The organism is Candidatus Pelagibacter communis, assembly GCF_001180105.1.
In the GTDB taxonomy this organism is placed as follows: Bacteria; Pseudomonadota; Alphaproteobacteria; order Pelagibacterales; family Pelagibacteraceae; genus Pelagibacter; species Pelagibacter ubique_K.
This window is the reverse complement of record NZ_CVSO01000065.1, coordinates 1-17,131: the sequence shown is the minus strand read 5'-3', so window position 1 is coordinate 17,131 and position 17,131 is coordinate 1. Positions and strand designations below refer to the sequence as shown.

Sequence of the window (17,131 nt, the reverse complement as noted above, 5' to 3'; positions counted from 1 at the left end):
GCTCAGATTTATTATGAATAAAGAAATTATATTTACAGATAATGCTATAAAACAAATCAATTATCTCCTTAACAAAAAGGAAAAAGGTTCTTTTTTTAGAATCGCAATTAAAGGTGGTGGTTGTTCAGGTTTTCAATACGATTTTTCATTCGATAAAGTTAAGAATGAAGATGATTTAGTTTTTAACAATATCTTAATAGACAAAACTTCAGCTGACATGTTGCAAGGTTCGGAAGTTGATTTTGCAAAAGAACTTATTGGTCAACAATTTAAGATTAACAACCCGCAAAGCAAGTCATCTTGCGGTTGTGGCGTGTCTTTTTCTCTTTGATGTTAATTTCCTCATGGAATGTCAATTCAGTAAGAGCCAGAATTGATAATATAAAAAGTTATTTGGTAAAATACAAACCAGATATACTATTAATGCAAGAAATTAAGACTGAAGAAGTAAATTTTCCTTTTGATGTATTTTCATCTCTTGATTACGAGAGCCATGTCCATGGTCAAAAAAGCTACAACGGTGTTGCTATAATTTCTAAGAAAAAATTAGATAATGTCAAAACTGATATAATTAAAGATAAATTAAAACAATCTAGAATTATATCTGCAGAAGTTGAACATAAGAAAAAGAGGATACAATTAATCAATATATATACACCTAATGGAAACCCAGTTGATACACCTAAATATGAATATAAAAAAAATTGGTTAGATGATTTAATTAAAAAGTTAAAATCCTTATCAAAGACAAACAAAAATATAATCTTAGCTGGAGATTTCAATGTAATCCCTGCAGCAGAAGACGTTTATAATCCAAAAAGTTTTGAGGATGATGCTTTATATAGACTAGAAATAAGAAAAAAATTTAGAGAGATGTTAAGCTTAGGTTTCAGTGATGTTTACAGACATTTTAATGAAACCAAGGAGGGATATACATTTTGGGATTATATGAGAGGAGCTTGGCAAAAAAATAATGGTATGAGAATAGATCATTTTTTAGTTTCAACTTCAGTTATAGATAATGTAAAAAAAATAAATATTAATAAAGACCCTCGAGGAAGAGAAAAACCATCTGACCATACCCCAATTGAAATAACTTTAGCCTGAAGACTTAATTTTTTGGATTAGTTTAGTGTAAAAAAATTTAGATAGCATCATATCCAAATTCTAAACAAGCGTCAGTTACAGAATGATGTAAAGACTCACCGTAACTTCTTAATCCTAATATTCTAACTTTCTTCGGGCTCTCTGAAATAAAATCAATTGTAATATTTATCCCTTTATAAACCGAATTTGCACAATCACCATCTTTGAGAGAACTTATATCTAGTGGACATCCTTTTTTAAGAACTTCATTTACTAAATTTCCTTCTAATTCAATTATTGTTCTCGAGTGTGAAATGTCAGTAATTGCAAAATCTGCTTCGTTAAACTGGTTTTTTTCTTTTTCAAGTAAATCTAAAACAGATGAGAAGACCAGCCAATTATTTGGACCTATCCATAATATTCTTGTATTGGAATTTGAAGTTGATTTTAGTGATGACGGAAAACTTAAACCATCCAATCTAATTTTTGACACATCAAAACTGGAATTTTTATATTGTAAAATTTGAAATATTAATAATCCATTTATTTCTGAAACTTTTAAAATGTTATTTTGAATTTTTTTATTGGTGTCACCAAATTTTCCAACTTTATGAACAAAATTTAATGGCGAGGTATTTGTCATGATCTAACTCTCTTTCCTTCTTGATCAACATAATGAGATGAGATTACTTCTACTTCTACAGCAAAATCTTTTAAAGGAGATACTGCAAATAACTTTTTACCAATCATGTTTTTTCCATCTTTAACTATTGCTAAAGAGAATGGATTATTATTTTCAACACTCCAACAAGATGAGGATACGTGTCCAAGTTTTGGATTTGGTAATTTAGCATTTTTATCCATTACTAAATGAGATCCTTCTGGAATATTGGTTTTTTTGTCCGTAGGAACCAAACCAACAAGTTTTTGTCTATCAAGTTTATTAAATGCTTCTTTTTGTAAAGATCTTTTTCCAACAAAATCTTTTTTATTTGAAACTAAGCCTTCTAAAGAAACATCATAAGGAATAGTTCTACCATCTAATTCAGGACCAGCAACATGTCCCATTTCAATTCTTAAAAATGATAATGCCTCAGTTCCATAAGGTTGAATGTTAAATTCTTTTCCAATTTCCATTATTTTTTCCCACATGAAAAGGCCATAGTTTGACTCGACATTTATCTCATAAGCTAATTCACCAGAAAATGAAATTCTAAATATTTTAGCTTTAATTCCAAATAAATTTCCTTCAGTATAACCCATGAATGGAAGAGCTTCATTGCTCACATCTAAATTAGGAAATAGTTTTGCCAGTAAATCTCTAGACTTTGGACCAGCAAGTGCAGCTCCTGCCCACTGTTCAGTTGTCGATAAAACATTTACTTTTAATTCTGGCCAAACAATTTGAAGATAATATTCCAAATGAGATAAAACATTTGCTGCTTGGGCAGTTGTTGTTGTCATATGATAATGATTTTCTGAAATTCTGGTAGTAGTTCCATCATCCATTACTATTCCATCTTCTCTTAACATTACTCCATATCTCGCTTTACCAATGGAAAGTTTTGACCATCCGTTTGTATAAACTCTATTTAAGAATTCGGCTGCATCTGGTCCTTTAATATCGATTTTTCCAAGTGTGGTTACATCACAAATACCAACATGCTCTCTAACATTTTTTGCTTCTCTTTTTGATGCTTCAAACAAATTCTCATTTCCTTGTTTGTAATATCTTGGTCTTTTCCAAGCACCAGCATCAACAAATACAGCATTATTCTTTTCATGCCATGAGTGCATTGGGGTTTTTCTTGTTGGCATGTATTCCATATCAACTTCTCTACCAACAATGGTACCTATTGTAATTGGAGTGAATGGTGGCCTAAAAGTTGTATGACCGACTTGTGGCACAATTTTTTTTTCGACATTTGCAACTAGTTGAAGTCCATTAAGGTTACTAGTACGTCCTTGATCGGTTGCCATACCTAATGTTGTATATCTTTTAACATGTTCTATTGATCTATAACCCTCACGTAAAGCAACTTCAATGTCTGATACAGATACATCATTTTGAAAATCTACAAAACGCTTAAAATTTTTGTTTTTTGGTAATGGCGAACACCAAAATTTATCATGAAGACTCTTTTTGATTTCATTCGAACTTGGTGTAGAAATTGAGTTATTATTACTTGTAATTTTTTTAGAAAGATCAAACCCTTTTTTAAATCCTTCATCCAAAGTATCTTGTAATGTGAAAGTTCCTTTAGATGCTCCAATAGACGTCTCATTTTGTTTCGATTTATCAGGAACAAAAGCGTCTATTTTATCATCAAACTTAAGTTTATTTCCAGACTGCGATGCTAAATGTACTGTTGGAGTCCAGAAACCAGATACACATATACAATCACATTCAATAGTTTCAGAATTAACGAATGAGGTTTTATCTTTATTTAATCTTCCAATTTGTGCAGAGTTTACTTTTTTGTAACCATTGGCTGCAATTACTGCATAAGAAAATTTTATTTTTATATTTTGATTTTTAGCAGAATCTATTAATTCAGATGTATGTTCTTCTCTAGTATCCAAAATTATTGGATCTATTCCATGTTTTTTAAATTCTAAAGCTGTTTCATATCCGCTATCGTTATTAGTAAATATTAAAGGTTTTTTACCAACTAATACACCATAAACTTTAATATATTCTTTTGCAGCTGCTGATAAGAATACTCCAGGTGTATCATTGTTTCCAAAAACTATCGGCCTTTCTATTGAGCCTGTGGACAATATTACTTCTTTAGCTCTTATATACCATAATCTTTGTCTTGGAACATATTTAGGTTTGTCTTTTAAATGATCGCCGGTTCTTTCAATCATGACTGTCATGTTGTGATCATAATAACCAAACACTTGTGATCTATTTCTAACTATAACATTAGGCATTTCTTTTAACTGAGTGATGATTTTATCTGTCCAAGCTTTACCTGATAAATTGTCTATGGTTACATCATCAGTTAATAATGATCCTCCAAACCTTGGTTTATCCTCTACAAGAATAACTTTTGCACCATTTTTGGCTGCTGCATAAGCACTAGATAAACCAGCGGGCCCAGATCCAGTAACTAATAAATCACAATATTCATATTTATGTTCATATCTTTCTTTATCTTTTTCTAGGGAAGCAATACCAAAACCTGCTATTTTTCTTATAAATGGCTCATAGACTTTGTACCAAAAACTTTTTGGCCACTTAAAAGTTTTATAATAAAAACCAGCTGGAAAAAATTTACTCAAATAATTGTTTATAGCTCCAAGATCGAATTTTACAGACGGCCAACAATTCTGACTTGTCGCTTCTATGCCCTCAACTAACTCAAATTCTGTTGCATTAACGTTAGGTTCAGAATGTCCGTTAAGTAAAATCTGAAGTTTTGCGTTAGGCTCTTCAACACCAGCACCAAAAAAACCTCTTGGTCTATGATATTTGAAACTTCTACCTACCAAATGAATACCATTTGCAAGCAAAGCAGACGCTAATGTATCTCCTTCATATCCAGTATATTTGGTACCATTGAACTTAAAAGATATTTCTTTATTTCGGTTTAATAGACCTTCGTTATTAATTCGATATGATTGACTCATTTTATTTCTTCATTCATTTTTGTTGTTTGAAAAATTTCGTGTGTAACAGTATCTCTTTGAACCTTAAACCATTGTCTACAACCAGCTACATGATGCCATAACTCTATATGTTTTCCATTAGGACTTTTTCTTAAATAAACAAATTCATTCCATTTTTCATCAGATATCTCTTGGTTCAGCTCTGGTCTTTTTATTGTTCCGTCTCCACCATAAGCAAATTCTTTTTGTGATCTATATCCACAGAATGGACATTTAATATAAAGCATTTATGAAATCCAAGTTTTTGTTCCTAGGCCTTTTTCATCTAATAAGTATCCTTTTGAAAATCTATTTAAACTAAAGCCCTCATTTAATTCATGAACTCTATCTTGAGCAATGGTGTGAGCAAAAGTCCATCCAGAAGATGGAACAGATTTAAAACCTCCATAACACCAACCGCAGTTTAAATATAATCCATCAATGTGGGTTTTATCAATTATTGGAGATCCATCCATGGACATATCCATAATACCTCCCCAGGTTCTAAGCATCTTAAGTCTACTTAAAAAAGGAAACAGAGCGACACCGCCGGTTAACACATGTTGGATAGTAGGTAAATTTCCTTTTTGTGCATAACTATTGTATCCATCTAAGTCGCCACCCATTACCATCTCACCTTTATCTGATTGACTAATATAAAAATGTCCCGCGCCAAAGGTAACAACTCCATCTAAAACAGGTTTAACAGGCTCTGAGACACATGCTTGTAAAAGATGAGTCTCAATTGGCAAAGTCATATTTAATTTTTCTGCTAAAACATTTGTGCTTCCAGCAACACAGAGGCCAATTTTTTTAGTTTTTATATCCCCTCTTGAAGTTCTTAAGCCTTCAATCTTTCCACCTGAAACATTAAAACCAGTTACTTCACAATTTTGAATTATATCTACACCCATTGAGTCTGCTTGACGCGCGTAGCCCCACGCAACTGCATCATGTCTTGCTGTACCCGCACTCGGTTGAGCTAAACCACCAAAAATCGGATATCTAACATTCTCTGAAAAATCTGCCATTGGAATAATTTTTTTGACTTCTTCTCTATTTAATAAAACTGCATCTATTCCATTTAATCTCATTGAGTTACCTCTGCGAGCGTAAGTATTCATTTGAGCATCTGAGTGAGCTAAATTAATTATTCCTCTTGGAGAAAACATGACATTAAAATTTAATTCCTGACTCATATTTCGCCATAAATTCATTCCAAACTCATTAAATCTTGCGTTATCATCATACAAAAAGTTTGATCTAATGATTGTTGTATTTCTTCCTATATTACCTCCGCCGATCCATCCTTTTTCAATAATTGCAATATTTGTGATCTTGTGTTCTTTAGCTAAATAGTAGGCTGTTGCTAAGCCGTGACCTCCACCTCCAATTATAACTACATCATATTCTTTTTTAGGAGACGGATCTTTCCAAGCTAAGTCCCATTTTTCATGATTAGAAAAGGCATTTTTTATTAGGCTAAATATTGAATATTTTTGCATTAATAAATTTAATAATAATAAATAAAGACTTAGATATCAATAAAGATCCAACAGGATTAAATAACCATCGCTCTAATTGATATGAGCTAGCTTAAAGACTTTATCTTATCTATAAGCTCCTTGTTAATATTACGGGGTCCTTTATCTAATCTATTCTTGTGTCTTCTTTCACCTGGAAGTCTGACCCCATCAAAAGATTTCATTTTATTGAAAAACTCTTCAGCATGTTTTTGCCAATTTGTTCCTGAAGTTTTATCTGGTGAAATTGCAATGATAAATTCTCCCCCACTTGGCGGTCCACCATCATTGTTATCTTTTGCAGCTGTCTCAAAACTAAAATTATCACCAACTAATGCACCGGCCATTAATTCAACCATCATAGCAATTGCAGATCCTTTGTAACCACCAAAGGGTAATAATACACCACCGTCAGCTATTGCACCTGGGTCAGTTGTTTCTTTGCCTTCTTTAGTTAAACCAGTTCCAAGAGGAACTTTATGCCCTTCTCTTTTGGCAACTTGAACTTCACCCATAGCCATTGACGCCGTTGCCATATCATATACTACTGGAGTTTTTCCAGGTCGTGGCCAAGCAAAAGATATAGGGTTAGTTCCAAATAACGGTTTAATGGCTCCAGCAGGAGCTACAGCTGGCTTATAAGATGTGCAAGCAAAAGCAACTAGACCTTCTTCAGCTAATTTTTCTGTTTCAGGCCACATCGCAGCCATATGATGAGAATTATTTATTGCAAGTACTGCAACACCATTTTCTTTTGCAGCCTTAGACAATTCCGGCAAGCCTTTACTTAAAACTACTGGTGCTAAACAATTATTACCTTGAACTTTTATCACTGATGTTGAAATCTTTTTGACTTCAGGTTTTCCTTTGCCATTAATTTTTCCGCTCTTTAAACCACTTACATAAGCTGGTAATCTAAATAAACCATGCGATAATGAACCATCACGTTCAGCATTTCTGATAAGATCTGATAAAATTGATGCTGTTTCATCATCACATCCATTAGCTAATAATGTTTTTTTGGCTAAGTCAAATATTTCATCTAGTGAAAGAGATATAGTGCTCATCCCTTTATTAGATATTATTTATGACTAAAGATCAATTTTAAATTAACAGCCTTTAAAAGATTTAGCCATATTACTGATTAAATCAAAATATAAACCTTTACCTGGATTTAAGGTAGCGCCCAAAGGATCTAGTACGCCTGTTTTAATATTTGTGTCTTTCGCAACTGAATTAATGATATTTGGATTAAATTGCGGTTCTGAAAAAACGCAAGTTACTTTTTCGTGCTCAATTATTTCTCTTATTTCAGATAATTGTTCTGCACCAGGTAGAACATCTGTATTTACTGTAAATGCTCCTAAAACATTTACTTTAAATCTTTTTTCAAAATATTGGTAAGCATCATGAAATACTATGGATTTAAAATCTTTATTTAAATCAGATTTTACTTGTTTTACTAATTTGTCTAAATCTTTGTTCGCTTTTTTTAAATTCTCTTTATAAATCGACTCATTTGCTTGGTCATTTTCTATTAAATGTTTTGCCATTTCTTTTAAGATTTTTTTAGCATTCATGGGGTCTAACCATATGTGTGGATCAAACTCGCCATGTGCATGACCTTCATGACCGTGATCATCATGCCCGTCTTCTTTGTGTCCTTCTTTATCATGATCATGATCGTCATGACCATCCTCTTTTTTAGCATGATCATCATGATCGTCTTCTTTATGTCCATGATCATCATGTCCATCAAAAATATTTCTCTCTCTAAATTTGAATTTATTTAGCCCTCTGATTTCCATTAATTCTATTTTTTCTGCTTTTTTTGCAATAGACCCTAGAGGTTTAACTAAAAAATTCTCAAGATCCTCACCTACCCAAAAAATAATATCAGCTTCTTGAAGCATTTTGGCATGAGATGGCTTCATAGCAAAACCATGTGGTGATGCATAACCATCAACAATTAAGTCAGGTTTCTTTACACCATCCATTAAATAGCTCGCAAGCGAATGGATCGGCTTTATTGATGCTACTACTTTAATTTCAGCATATGCTTGAGAAAATAAAGTTAAAGATGATAATAATGTAATTATTAAAGGTATTTTTTTAAATATTTGCATATTTTTATATTGTTATAATATAACACTATGTAATAATATAACATTATTAAGTCAAGAACTAAAATGAGTTTTGAAAATAAAATATTGGTAAAATTAAAGGACGCTGGTTTTCGTTTTAATGAAAAATGGTTAGTTCAAGGAGTATCTTTACAAGTTGAAAAAGGTAAAATTGTTACTCTGATTGGCCCGAATGGATCTGGAAAAAGTACTACTGCAAAAATTGCGCTAGGAATTTATAAAAAGATTGAGGGTGAAGTTGAAAAATACACCAATAAGATAGGATACGTTCCACAAAAGATTTCAATAGATTGGACATTACCTCTAAGAGTTAAAGACTTTATGTTACTTACAGATCACCTTGATGATAGGACTATTAGTGAAGCATTGTCATTAACAGGTGTAACTCACCTTAAGGATAAGAATTTGGGAGATTTATCTGGAGGAGAATTTCAAAGAGTTTTATTAGCAAGAGCAATATCAAAAAAACCAGAGTTATTAGTATTAGATGAACCTGTTCAAGGAGTTGATTTCACTGGTGAGATTGCATTATACGAACTAATCAAAAAAATTTCAGAAGATTTAAATTGCGGTATCTTATTAATTTCGCATGATCTACATACAGTAATGAGTGCTACCGATCATGTTGTTTGTTTAAATGGTCATGTTTGTTGTTCAGGATCCCCAATTGATGTAGCAAAAAATATGGAATACAAAGCTTTGTTTGGAGAGCAGGCATCACAAACACTTTCTATTTACGAACATAAACATGATCATATTCACACAAGTGAAGGAAAAATTAAAAAGAATTAAATGCTTGATGATTTTTTTATAAGAGCCTTATTAGCTGGAATTGGAGTTGCTTTGGTAACCGGTCCTTTGGGATGTTTTGTAGTATGGAGGAGATTATCTTATTTTGGTGATACATTAGCTCATTCAGCTTTACTTGGTGTAACACTTGCTTACTCTTTAGAGTTTAACATTGCATTATCCGTCTTTATAATCTCAGCTTTAATAGCTCTTATTTTAATTAACCTTCAAAAAAGAACTAATCTGCCAGGTGATGCCTTACTAGGACTTCTTGCTCACTCATCTCTAGCAGTTGGATTAGTTGTCATTGGATTTTTATCCTTTATTAGGTTTGATATCATGGGTTTGCTATTTGGGGACATCCTAGCGGTAAATGTTAATGATATAATAATTATATGGATAGGTGGAGCAATAATACTGCTTGTGCTTAAATATATTTGGAAATCTTTATTTGCATCTACTGTAAATTATGAACTAGCTGAAGCCGAAGGGTTGGATCCAGATAAGGCCAAAGCAATATTTACAATTTTAATGGCCGCAATAATTGCTATTTCAATTAAGATGGTTGGATTATTATTAATAACCGGAATGCTTATCATACCAGCGGCAATGGCGAGAAATATTTCAAATAGTCCACAACAAATGATTCTTTTTTCTGTAATTGGTGGCTTGTTATCTGTTATTATAGGACTGTTTACATCTTTAGAATTTAATACAGCCTCAGGACCTTCTATAATTGCTGCTTCTTTATTTCTATTTATACTTTCTCTACTTAAAATAAAACAATCGATCAAATTGAAAAACTAATGGGTAAATGATAAAATAAATTATGCAAAGACAGCAAAACTTAACAAAAAATCAAAAAATTGTTTTAGATATTATTGAAAAGTCTACAGAACCATTAAAAGCATACTCAATATTATCGAATGTTAAGAGAAAAGGTATTAACGCCCCTCCTCAAGTCTACAGAGCTTTAGATAAATTAGTGGATATGGGAAAAATACATAAAATTGAAAGCAAAAATGCTTTCGTTGCCTGTCAAAATTCAAATTGTAAAGTTTCAAAAGCTGCAGCATTTTCAATCTGCGAAAGCTGTGAGGAAGTAACAGAAATTGATAATTCAAAAATATCAAAATACTTAAGTAGTTTTGCAGATAAAATAGGCATGAAATACAAAAAATATAATCTTGAATTTTTTGGTCTGTGCAAAAAGTGTAAGTAAATATTAAGAAATAATCAAAAAATCTATATATTACAAATTATGGAGGAAAATATGTTTGTAAAAAAATACCTTAAATGGATAAGCACATTTCTAGTTTTAGTTGGCATTCTTTTAACTAATCTAAATATATATCCACTTAATATATATTTTCATGGATTAGGAGTTGTTGGATGGACAGTCGCTGGATTTTTAGCGAAAGACAAAGCTATAATGACAAATTTCGGCTTACAAATACCACTATTTTTAGTTGGCATTTATTCAGTTGTATTTTAAAGATTTTCTAGACATCTATTATAGATAGTCTATGAAAGACCAATCCCCGTATTGATTCTCAAACAAATAAATTTTCACTATAGTAAAAAAAATTTCATAGTTTAAACAATACTCAAGTCATGAATCGATGGAACCGAAAACAATAATATAAAGGGAGAAAAAAATGGAAATGACTTTGATTTATACAGTAATTGGCTTTGGCCTTGCTGGATATAGTGTAATAGGAAACGACTCAATTCAAACATTAGGAACTTTCATAGCATCTAAACAGAAATGGTTTAAATGGTATGTTTTAGCTTCTGCAGCATCTTTTGTAATGATACTTGCTTTAGCATGGGGTTGGTATAGCTACAATGGAGACATATCTTATGGAAGGCTAACTCGAATTCCTTATCAGGAAATTCAATGGTATCATGCTGTTGCACCAGCAATACTTTTAGTTCTTACAAGAGTAGGAATTCCTGTATCAACAACTTTTTTAGTGCTTTCAGCTTTTGCTTCGACAGTAGTTTTGGAGAAAATGCTCATGAAAAGTGTTGTGGGTTATGGATTAGCAGCAATGGTTGCTTATGTTTGTTGGATAGTGGTTTCCAGATTTATTAACGAAAAATTTGACGAAGTAAAAGGCGATTTTTGGATTTCTTTTTGGAGAAATTCTGTATGGGTAACATCAGGCTGGTTATGGTGGGTCTGGTTATCACATGATGTAGCTAATATAGCTGTGTATTTGCCAAGACAATTAAGTATTGAGTTATTAATTATTGTGATGGCTTATTTCACGATATTGTTATTTTACATCTTTTATATTCAAGGTGGACGTATTCAAACAGTAGTTTTAGAAAAAACTGGTACTAGATACGCTCGATCAGCAACAATAATTAACGTTATATATGCTGCAGTCTTATTTTACTTTAAAGAACTTAACGACCTTCCAATGTCGACAACATGGGTCTTTGTTGGTTTATTATGTGGTCGAGAGCTTGCAATCGCTACAATGAATAGGGACTATAAATTAGGATATGTCTTTCCATTAATTGGAAAAGATTTTCTTAAAATGGTATTTGGCTTAACCGTTTCAGTAGGTATAGTTCTTGCAATTCATTACGTGATAATTCCAAATAATTGGTTTTAAATATATATTTTTATGGTCGTGTTAATTATTTAACACGGCCATAAATGTCTTGATATCTAACAATATCTGTTTCTTTAAGTATTGAGCCTATTTGTGCTTCTATAATTTTTACCGGTTTTTTAAATGGATTTTCAATTCTATGAACAGCTCCTAATGGAATATAAATAGTTTCACCAGGTTTCTTTAAGAATTTACTTTTATTTAATGTAATTCTTGGAATTCCATGAGTAACTACCCAGTGTTCTGCTCTATGGAAATGTTTTTGAAGACTTAAAATGCCTTTAGGTTTTACATACAATTCTTTTATTAAAAATTCCTTACCACTAAATAAGTTTGTATACCTGCCCCATGGTCTATAAAATACATTTTTCTTTTTAAAGTATTTATTTTTGTTCTTTCCATACATTTTACAGATTTCTTTCCAACTACCTAAATCCGACCATGGAATATCAAGTTTGATTGCATTGATATTTTTAGTTTTCTCTAGTATCGCGTAATCAAACGATTTTGCTGTAGCTTTAGAAAATGATTGTTTGTTTAGATAATACACATTGTTTTTATGTTTAGCTTTTATTACAGCTTTGTTACAGTTTCGAAAAATATTAGGCTGATATTTTTTAAAATTATTAATAATTGAGTCTTTTCTCAAAAAAAACATCCCAGAATTCCAATATCCCTTTTGTTTAATTACTTGCTTTGCCTTCGATACTTTTGGTTTTTCAATAAATCTGGTGACTTTATTAATATTCTTTTTTTTCTTGGTAATGAAATATCCATACTCACTAGAAGGGCTTGTTGGTTTTATTCCAAATATAAATACATTTTTTTCGTCTAAATTTGACTTATTTTTATTTATCGCTGTAATTAGTTTGTTTGGCTTTTCAATTAAATGATCTGCAGCAAAATACATTAAAGGCTGGTTATATGGCACATCTTTAATCAGTGCTGATGCTAAAATTGCCGGAGCTGTATTCTTTTTTGCTGGTTCTAAAATAATCTTATATTTTTTAATTTTACTTTTCTTTAAGGCCTTTTTTACATCCCTAAGATATTTTGAATTAGTGCTAATAATTGGATAGTCAAAAACTTTACTTTTAACTCTTTCAAAAGTTTTGTTAATTAATGTCCAACCGCCAAAATCTATGAACTGTTTTGCTTGATGTTTAGATTTTTTAGGCCACAGTCTAGTACCTGCTCCTCCGCATAGAATAACTGGTCTAATTTTCATTAAATATCAGCGTATGTTCTAACCTCTTCTTTTGCTCCAGGGTGCGTAGGTGCACCTAGATAAGCTGGACCAACTGTTTGAGCATACTTCCAAAGTGTTCCATTACCAAAATTAATTTTCTTTGGTTTCCATTTCTTTCTTCTTTTGGCTAATTCTTTTCTAGATAAACGAACATTAATAGTTCCCTTCTTAGCATCTAAATCTATGATGTCTCCATTCTTAAGTAAGGCTATTGGTCCTCCAACTGATGCTTCAGGTCCTACATGACCTATACAAAATCCTCTCGTTGCACCTGAAAATCTTCCATCAGTTATAAGTGCAACTTTTTCACCTTTTCCTTGTCCGTAAATTGCTCCCGTTGTTTGAAGCATTTCTCTCATACCTGGCCCACCTTTTGGCCCTTCGTATCTTATAATTATAATGTCACCGTCTTTATATTTTTTATTTTTAACTGCTTTATAAGCAGCTTCTTCAGTATCGAAACATCTTGCTTTACCTGTGAATTGTAATTTCTTTAATCCAGCAACTTTAACAATTGCTCCATCGGGTGCTAAATTTCCTTTTAAACCAACAACACCTCCATCAGGAGACAATGGTTGGTTGTGTGTTCTCATAACTTTTTGATTTTTATTAAACTTAACGTTTTTTAAATTTTGTCTCATTGTTTTACCTGTAACTGTCATACAATCTCCGTGTATATAACCACCATCTAATAAAGTTTTTAAAAGCATTGGAACTCCACCTGCTTTCCACATATCTTTTGCAACATATTTTCCACCAGGTTTTAAGTCTGCAAGGTAAGGTGTTTTCTTAAATATCCTAGCTACATCCATTAAATCAAATTTAATTCCTGCTTCATTAGCTAGTGCAGGTAAATGTAAAGCAGCGTTAGTTGATCCACCTGTTGCAGCAACAATTGTTGCGGCATTTTCTAAAGATTTTTTTGTAACAATGTCTCTTGGTCTAATATTTTTTGCCAATAAATTCATTACTGCCTTACCACTTTTTAAAGCATAAGAATCTCTTTGTGTGTATGGCGCTGGTGTTCCAGCCGAATACGGTAATGCTAATCCTATTGCTTCAGATACACATGCCATTGTGTTTGCTGTAAATTGTCCTCCACAAGCTCCAGCACTTGGGCAAGCCTTGAGTTCTAGTTTTCTCAATGCATGTGCTGACATTTTTCCTGAAGAAAATTTTCCAACTCCTTCAAATACATCAACAACTGTTACATCTTTTCCGTTAAATCTACCCGGTAATATTGAACCACCATAAATAAAGACACTTGGTACATTTAATCTTACCATTGCCATCATTAAGCCTGGTAAAGATTTATCACATCCAGCAACGCCAACTAAAGCGTCATAACAATGTCCTCTAACAGTTAATTCTGTTGAGTCTGCAATTACATCTCGTGAAATTAACGAAGATTTCATTCCTTCATGACCCATTGCTATTCCGTCTGTAACCGTAATTGTACAAAATTCTCTTGGTGTGCCGCCTGCTTGATGAACTCCTTTTTTAACCGATTGAGCCTGTCTCATTAAAGCAATATTACAAGGAGCTGCCTCATTCCAAGTTGAAACAACACCTACAAAAGGTTTTGCTACATCTTTTTCGGTCAAATCCATTGCGTAATAAAAAGATCTTTGAGGAGCCTTATCGGGTCCTAAAGATGTATGCCTACTAGGTAATTTCTTCTTATTAAATTTCTTCATTATAAACCTTTTATAGTGATTGATATTTTATCAATATCTTTTTTTAAATTACTATAGTTATTTTTTTCCTGATCAACAATATTTTTTGGCGCTCTTTCTACAAAACTTTTGTTAGAAAGTCTTTTCGATATACCATCTAACTCACTTTGGTATTTTTGCTGCCTTTTTAGAAGGTTTTCTTTGATCAAAGAGAGATCTATTGATTGATCAAAATATATCTTAAAAATATCCCCTTTGATGACTAAGTTTGCTGATGCTTTATCTTTATCGGTATCTAGGAAGCTATTTATCCTACCAAGTTTTTTTAAAACAGTTTGATTTTTTTTGATAAACGACTGATCATTTTTAGATAGGGTCGAAATAGACATATCTACAAAAGATCCCGGACTTACATTTAATTCATTTTTAAATGCCCTAAGTTGGCTAATTAAATTAATTATATTTTCTACTTCCTTAATTTGTTTATCTTTATTTACTTTTTTATTCGACCAATTAGCAAACATTAGATAATTTTTTGGTTTATCTAGCTTATTTTTTAACCATAATTCCTCTGTAATAAATGGAATAAATGGATGTAAAAGAATTAAAATTTGTTTAAATACATAGCTCAAAGTCTGTCTTACCTCTGAAATTGATGACTTTTCTTTAGAATTTAAAATGGTTTTAGATAGCTCTACATACCAATCACAATATGAATGCCAAACAAATTGATAAATGTTTCTTGCTGCTTCATCAAACCTATAATCATTTATATTCTTTTCAATTAGCTTAGTTACTGTGTTTAACTCTGAAATAATCCATTTATTTATATTTAATTTTACTTTTGGCTCCTTTTTAGACTTTGAAAAATCACACTTATTCATGGATAGAAAGTTGTTTGCATTCCACAGTTTATTAAGAAAATTTCTATAACCTTTAACTCTATCTTCAGACAATTTTACATCTCTTCCAGGTGATGCCATTGATAGCAGAGTAAATCTTAATGCATCTGCACTATATTTATCTATCAAAATCAAAGGATCAATTACGTTACCCTTTGACTTAGACATTTTTTGTCCTTTCTCATCTCTTACCAGTGCATGAACATAAATTTCTTTAAATGGTTGTTTATTTAAAAACTCCATTCCAAACATCATCATTCTGGCTACCCAAAAAAATATAATGTCAAAACCAGTTACCAAAACTGAAGTTGGATAAAACTTTTTTAGGTATTCGTTTTTTTTAGGCCACCCAAGAGTTGCAAAAGCCCATAACCCTGATGAGAACCATGTATCTAAAACATCCTCATCTCTGATTAATTCTACATCTTTCTTGTATTTTTTTTTGGCTAGTTTTTTTGCTTCTTTATAATTTGATGCAACAAATATTTTTTTATCAGGTCCATACCAAGCTGGTATTTGATGGCCCCACCAAAGTTGTCTTGATATACACCAAGGCTCAATATTATTCATCCATTGAAAATAAGTCTTTGACCAATTAGGGGGAAAAAATTTTGTTTTTTTATTCTTTACAATTTTCTTTGCTTTTACTGATAATTTTTTTGCATCTGCAAACCATTGCTCTGTAAGATAGGGTTCAATTACAGAATTAGATCTATCTCCATAAGGAACTTTATTCTTAATATTTTCTTCTTTGATAAGCTTATCGCCAAGATCATTTAATATTTTTTTCCTTGCTTCAAACCGATCTAAACCAACATAATCACTAGGTGCATTTTCATTTATCTTCCCATCCTCGGTGAATATATTTATTATCTCTAATTTATTTCTTTTACCCACATCATAGTCATTAAAATCATGTGCTGGAGTAATTTTAACTGCACCAGATCCTTGTTCTGGATCAGCATAATCATCTTGAATAATTTTTATTTTTCTACCTGTTATTGGTAAAACAACATTTTTACCTACTAAATTAGTGTATCTTTCATCTTTAGGATTAACGGCAACTGCAGTGTCGCCTAGCATCGTTTCTGGTCTTGTTGTTGCAATAGTTAAAAATTCTGAACTATTTTCAATTTGATAATTGATATAATAAAGTTTTGAATTTACTTCTCTTTGATCAACCTCAAGATCAGATATAGCTGTTTTTAAAACAGTATCCCAGTTAACTAATTTTTTAGATTTGTAAATAAGACCTTTGTTATAGAGATCTATGAAAACTTTAATGACTGATGCAGATAAATTTTTATCCATTGTGAATGCATTCCTGGACCAATCACATGAACATCCAAGTTTTTTAAGCTGATTGATGATGATATCGCCATACTCCTTTTTCCAATTCCAGACTTTTTTAATAAAAGCCTCTCTGCCAATTGATTGTTTATCAATATTTTCACTTTCAAGCTTTCTTTCGACCAAAGCTT

At 31.7% G+C, this 17,131-nt stretch carries 16 protein-coding genes; 7 read left to right on the top strand and 9 right to left on the bottom strand.

Annotated elements, in window-relative coordinates; all coding sequences use genetic code 11:
- Positions 1 to 13: 13 nt before the first annotated feature.
- Both AMN84_RS04125 and xth read left to right on the top strand, forming a co-directional pair.
- Positions 14 to 331, top strand: a complete 318-nt coding sequence (locus AMN84_RS04125; protein WP_075483641.1) for a HesB/IscA family protein — start codon at positions 14 to 16, stop codon at positions 329 to 331.
- Positions 331 to 1,107, top strand: a complete 777-nt coding sequence (xth, locus tag AMN84_RS04120) for an exodeoxyribonuclease III (protein ID WP_075483640.1) — start codon at positions 331 to 333, stop codon at positions 1,105 to 1,107. Before AMN84_RS04125 ends, xth begins: the two co-directional genes overlap by 1 nt.
- A 37-nt stretch (positions 1,108 to 1,144) precedes the next feature.
- On the opposite strand, the gene AMN84_RS04115 is transcribed toward xth, so the two are convergent.
- From AMN84_RS04115 to znuA, 6 genes are all read right to left on the bottom strand, one after another.
- Positions 1,145 to 1,729 carry a sarcosine oxidase subunit gamma gene (locus AMN84_RS04115; protein WP_075483638.1) on the bottom strand — a complete coding sequence of 195 codons (585 nt, stop codon included), beginning with the start codon at positions 1,727 to 1,729 and terminating at the stop codon, positions 1,145 to 1,147.
- On the bottom strand, positions 1,726 to 4,722 hold the full coding sequence (locus tag AMN84_RS04110) for a sarcosine oxidase subunit alpha family protein (protein WP_075483636.1): 2,997 nt from the start codon (positions 4,720 to 4,722) through the stop codon (positions 1,726 to 1,728). The genes AMN84_RS04115 and AMN84_RS04110 overlap by 4 nt, the downstream gene beginning before the upstream one ends.
- The gene (locus AMN84_RS04105; RefSeq protein ID WP_075483634.1) at positions 4,719 to 4,988 is read right to left on the bottom strand and encodes a sarcosine oxidase subunit delta; all 270 of its coding nucleotides are present in this window, start codon (positions 4,986 to 4,988) and stop codon (positions 4,719 to 4,721) included. The genes AMN84_RS04110 and AMN84_RS04105 overlap by 4 nt, the downstream gene beginning before the upstream one ends.
- Positions 4,989 to 6,245 (bottom strand): sarcosine oxidase subunit beta family protein, encoded by a 1,257-nt coding sequence (locus tag AMN84_RS04100; RefSeq protein WP_075483632.1) that lies wholly within the window; start codon positions 6,243 to 6,245, stop codon positions 4,989 to 4,991. It abuts the gene before it with no gap.
- Between the two features lie 86 nt (positions 6,246 to 6,331).
- A complete protein-coding gene (locus AMN84_RS04095; protein WP_075483630.1) occupies positions 6,332 to 7,330 on the bottom strand; it encodes an Ldh family oxidoreductase in 999 nt (332 codons plus the stop codon).
- 42 nt (positions 7,331 to 7,372) lie between these two features.
- Complete coding sequence (gene znuA / locus AMN84_RS04090; RefSeq protein ID WP_075483628.1) at positions 7,373 to 8,389, bottom strand: zinc ABC transporter substrate-binding protein ZnuA; 1,017 nt, start codon at positions 8,387 to 8,389, stop codon at positions 7,373 to 7,375.
- A gap of 63 nt (positions 8,390 to 8,452) precedes the next feature.
- Between znuA and AMN84_RS04085 the strand changes: the two genes are divergently transcribed.
- The 5 genes from AMN84_RS04085 to AMN84_RS04065 all read left to right on the top strand — a co-directional run bounded on the left by AMN84_RS04085 (position 8,453) and on the right by AMN84_RS04065 (position 11,823).
- Positions 8,453 to 9,199, top strand: a complete 747-nt coding sequence (locus tag AMN84_RS04085; RefSeq protein ID WP_075483626.1) for an ATP-binding cassette domain-containing protein — start codon at positions 8,453 to 8,455, stop codon at positions 9,197 to 9,199.
- Complete coding sequence (locus AMN84_RS04080; protein WP_075483624.1) at positions 9,200 to 10,003, top strand: metal ABC transporter permease; 804 nt, start codon at positions 9,200 to 9,202, stop codon at positions 10,001 to 10,003.
- Positions 10,004 to 10,025: 22 nt separating this feature from the next.
- Positions 10,026 to 10,418 carry a Fur family transcriptional regulator gene (locus AMN84_RS04075; RefSeq protein ID WP_075483622.1) on the top strand — a complete coding sequence of 131 codons (393 nt, stop codon included), beginning with the start codon at positions 10,026 to 10,028 and terminating at the stop codon, positions 10,416 to 10,418.
- A 51-nt stretch (positions 10,419 to 10,469) separates the two neighbouring features.
- Complete coding sequence (locus tag AMN84_RS04070) at positions 10,470 to 10,691, top strand: DUF6552 family protein (RefSeq protein ID WP_075483722.1); 222 nt, start codon at positions 10,470 to 10,472, stop codon at positions 10,689 to 10,691.
- 163 nt (positions 10,692 to 10,854) lie between these two features.
- Positions 10,855 to 11,823, top strand: coding sequence for a hypothetical protein (locus tag AMN84_RS04065; protein WP_075483620.1), 969 nt, complete (start codon positions 10,855 to 10,857; stop codon positions 11,821 to 11,823).
- Between the two features lie 25 nt (positions 11,824 to 11,848).
- Here the strand turns inward: AMN84_RS04065 and AMN84_RS04060 are convergent, their stop codons facing one another.
- The 3 genes from AMN84_RS04060 to AMN84_RS04050 form a co-directional block, all read right to left on the bottom strand.
- Positions 11,849 to 13,051, bottom strand: coding sequence for a sugar phosphate nucleotidyltransferase (locus AMN84_RS04060; RefSeq protein ID WP_075483618.1), 1,203 nt, complete (start codon positions 13,049 to 13,051; stop codon positions 11,849 to 11,851).
- Positions 13,051 to 14,769 carry a dihydroxy-acid dehydratase gene (gene ilvD, locus AMN84_RS04055; protein WP_075483616.1) on the bottom strand — a complete coding sequence of 573 codons (1,719 nt, stop codon included), beginning with the start codon at positions 14,767 to 14,769 and terminating at the stop codon, positions 13,051 to 13,053. Before ilvD ends, AMN84_RS04060 begins: the two co-directional genes overlap by 1 nt.
- Positions 14,769 to 17,131, bottom strand: a 2,363-nt coding sequence (locus tag AMN84_RS04050; RefSeq protein WP_075483614.1) for a valine--tRNA ligase, incomplete at its 5' end; no start/stop codon positions are given. The genes ilvD and AMN84_RS04050, both read right to left, overlap by 1 nt.

Coding starts and splice junctions, on each gene's coding strand:
- znuA (WP_075483628.1), bottom strand. CDS start 8,389: ATGCAAATATTTAAAAAAATACCTTTAATAATTACATTATTATCATCT.
- ilvD (WP_075483616.1), bottom strand. CDS start 14,769: ATGAAGAAATTTAATAAGAAGAAATTACCTAGTAGGCATACATCTTTA.
- AMN84_RS04080 (WP_075483624.1), top strand. CDS start 9,200: ATGCTTGATGATTTTTTTATAAGAGCCTTATTAGCTGGAATTGGAGTT.
- AMN84_RS04110 (WP_075483636.1), bottom strand. CDS start 4,722: ATGAGTCAATCATATCGAATTAATAACGAAGGTCTATTAAACCGAAAT.
- AMN84_RS04070 (WP_075483722.1), top strand. CDS start 10,470: ATGTTTGTAAAAAAATACCTTAAATGGATAAGCACATTTCTAGTTTTA.
- AMN84_RS04115 (WP_075483638.1), bottom strand. CDS start 1,729: ATGACAAATACCTCGCCATTAAATTTTGTTCATAAAGTTGGAAAATTT.
- AMN84_RS04075 (WP_075483622.1), top strand. CDS start 10,026: ATGCAAAGACAGCAAAACTTAACAAAAAATCAAAAAATTGTTTTAGAT.
- AMN84_RS04125 (WP_075483641.1), top strand. CDS start 14: ATGAATAAAGAAATTATATTTACAGATAATGCTATAAAACAAATCAAT.
- AMN84_RS04100 (WP_075483632.1), bottom strand. CDS start 6,245: ATGCAAAAATATTCAATATTTAGCCTAATAAAAAATGCCTTTTCTAAT.
- AMN84_RS04060 (WP_075483618.1), bottom strand. CDS start 13,051: ATGAAAATTAGACCAGTTATTCTATGCGGAGGAGCAGGTACTAGACTG.
- AMN84_RS04065 (WP_075483620.1), top strand. CDS start 10,855: ATGGAAATGACTTTGATTTATACAGTAATTGGCTTTGGCCTTGCTGGA.
- xth (WP_075483640.1), top strand. CDS start 331: ATGTTAATTTCCTCATGGAATGTCAATTCAGTAAGAGCCAGAATTGAT.
- AMN84_RS04105 (WP_075483634.1), bottom strand. CDS start 4,988: ATGCTTTATATTAAATGTCCATTCTGTGGATATAGATCACAAAAAGAA.
- AMN84_RS04085 (WP_075483626.1), top strand. CDS start 8,453: ATGAGTTTTGAAAATAAAATATTGGTAAAATTAAAGGACGCTGGTTTT.
- AMN84_RS04095 (WP_075483630.1), bottom strand. CDS start 7,330: ATGAGCACTATATCTCTTTCACTAGATGAAATATTTGACTTAGCCAAA.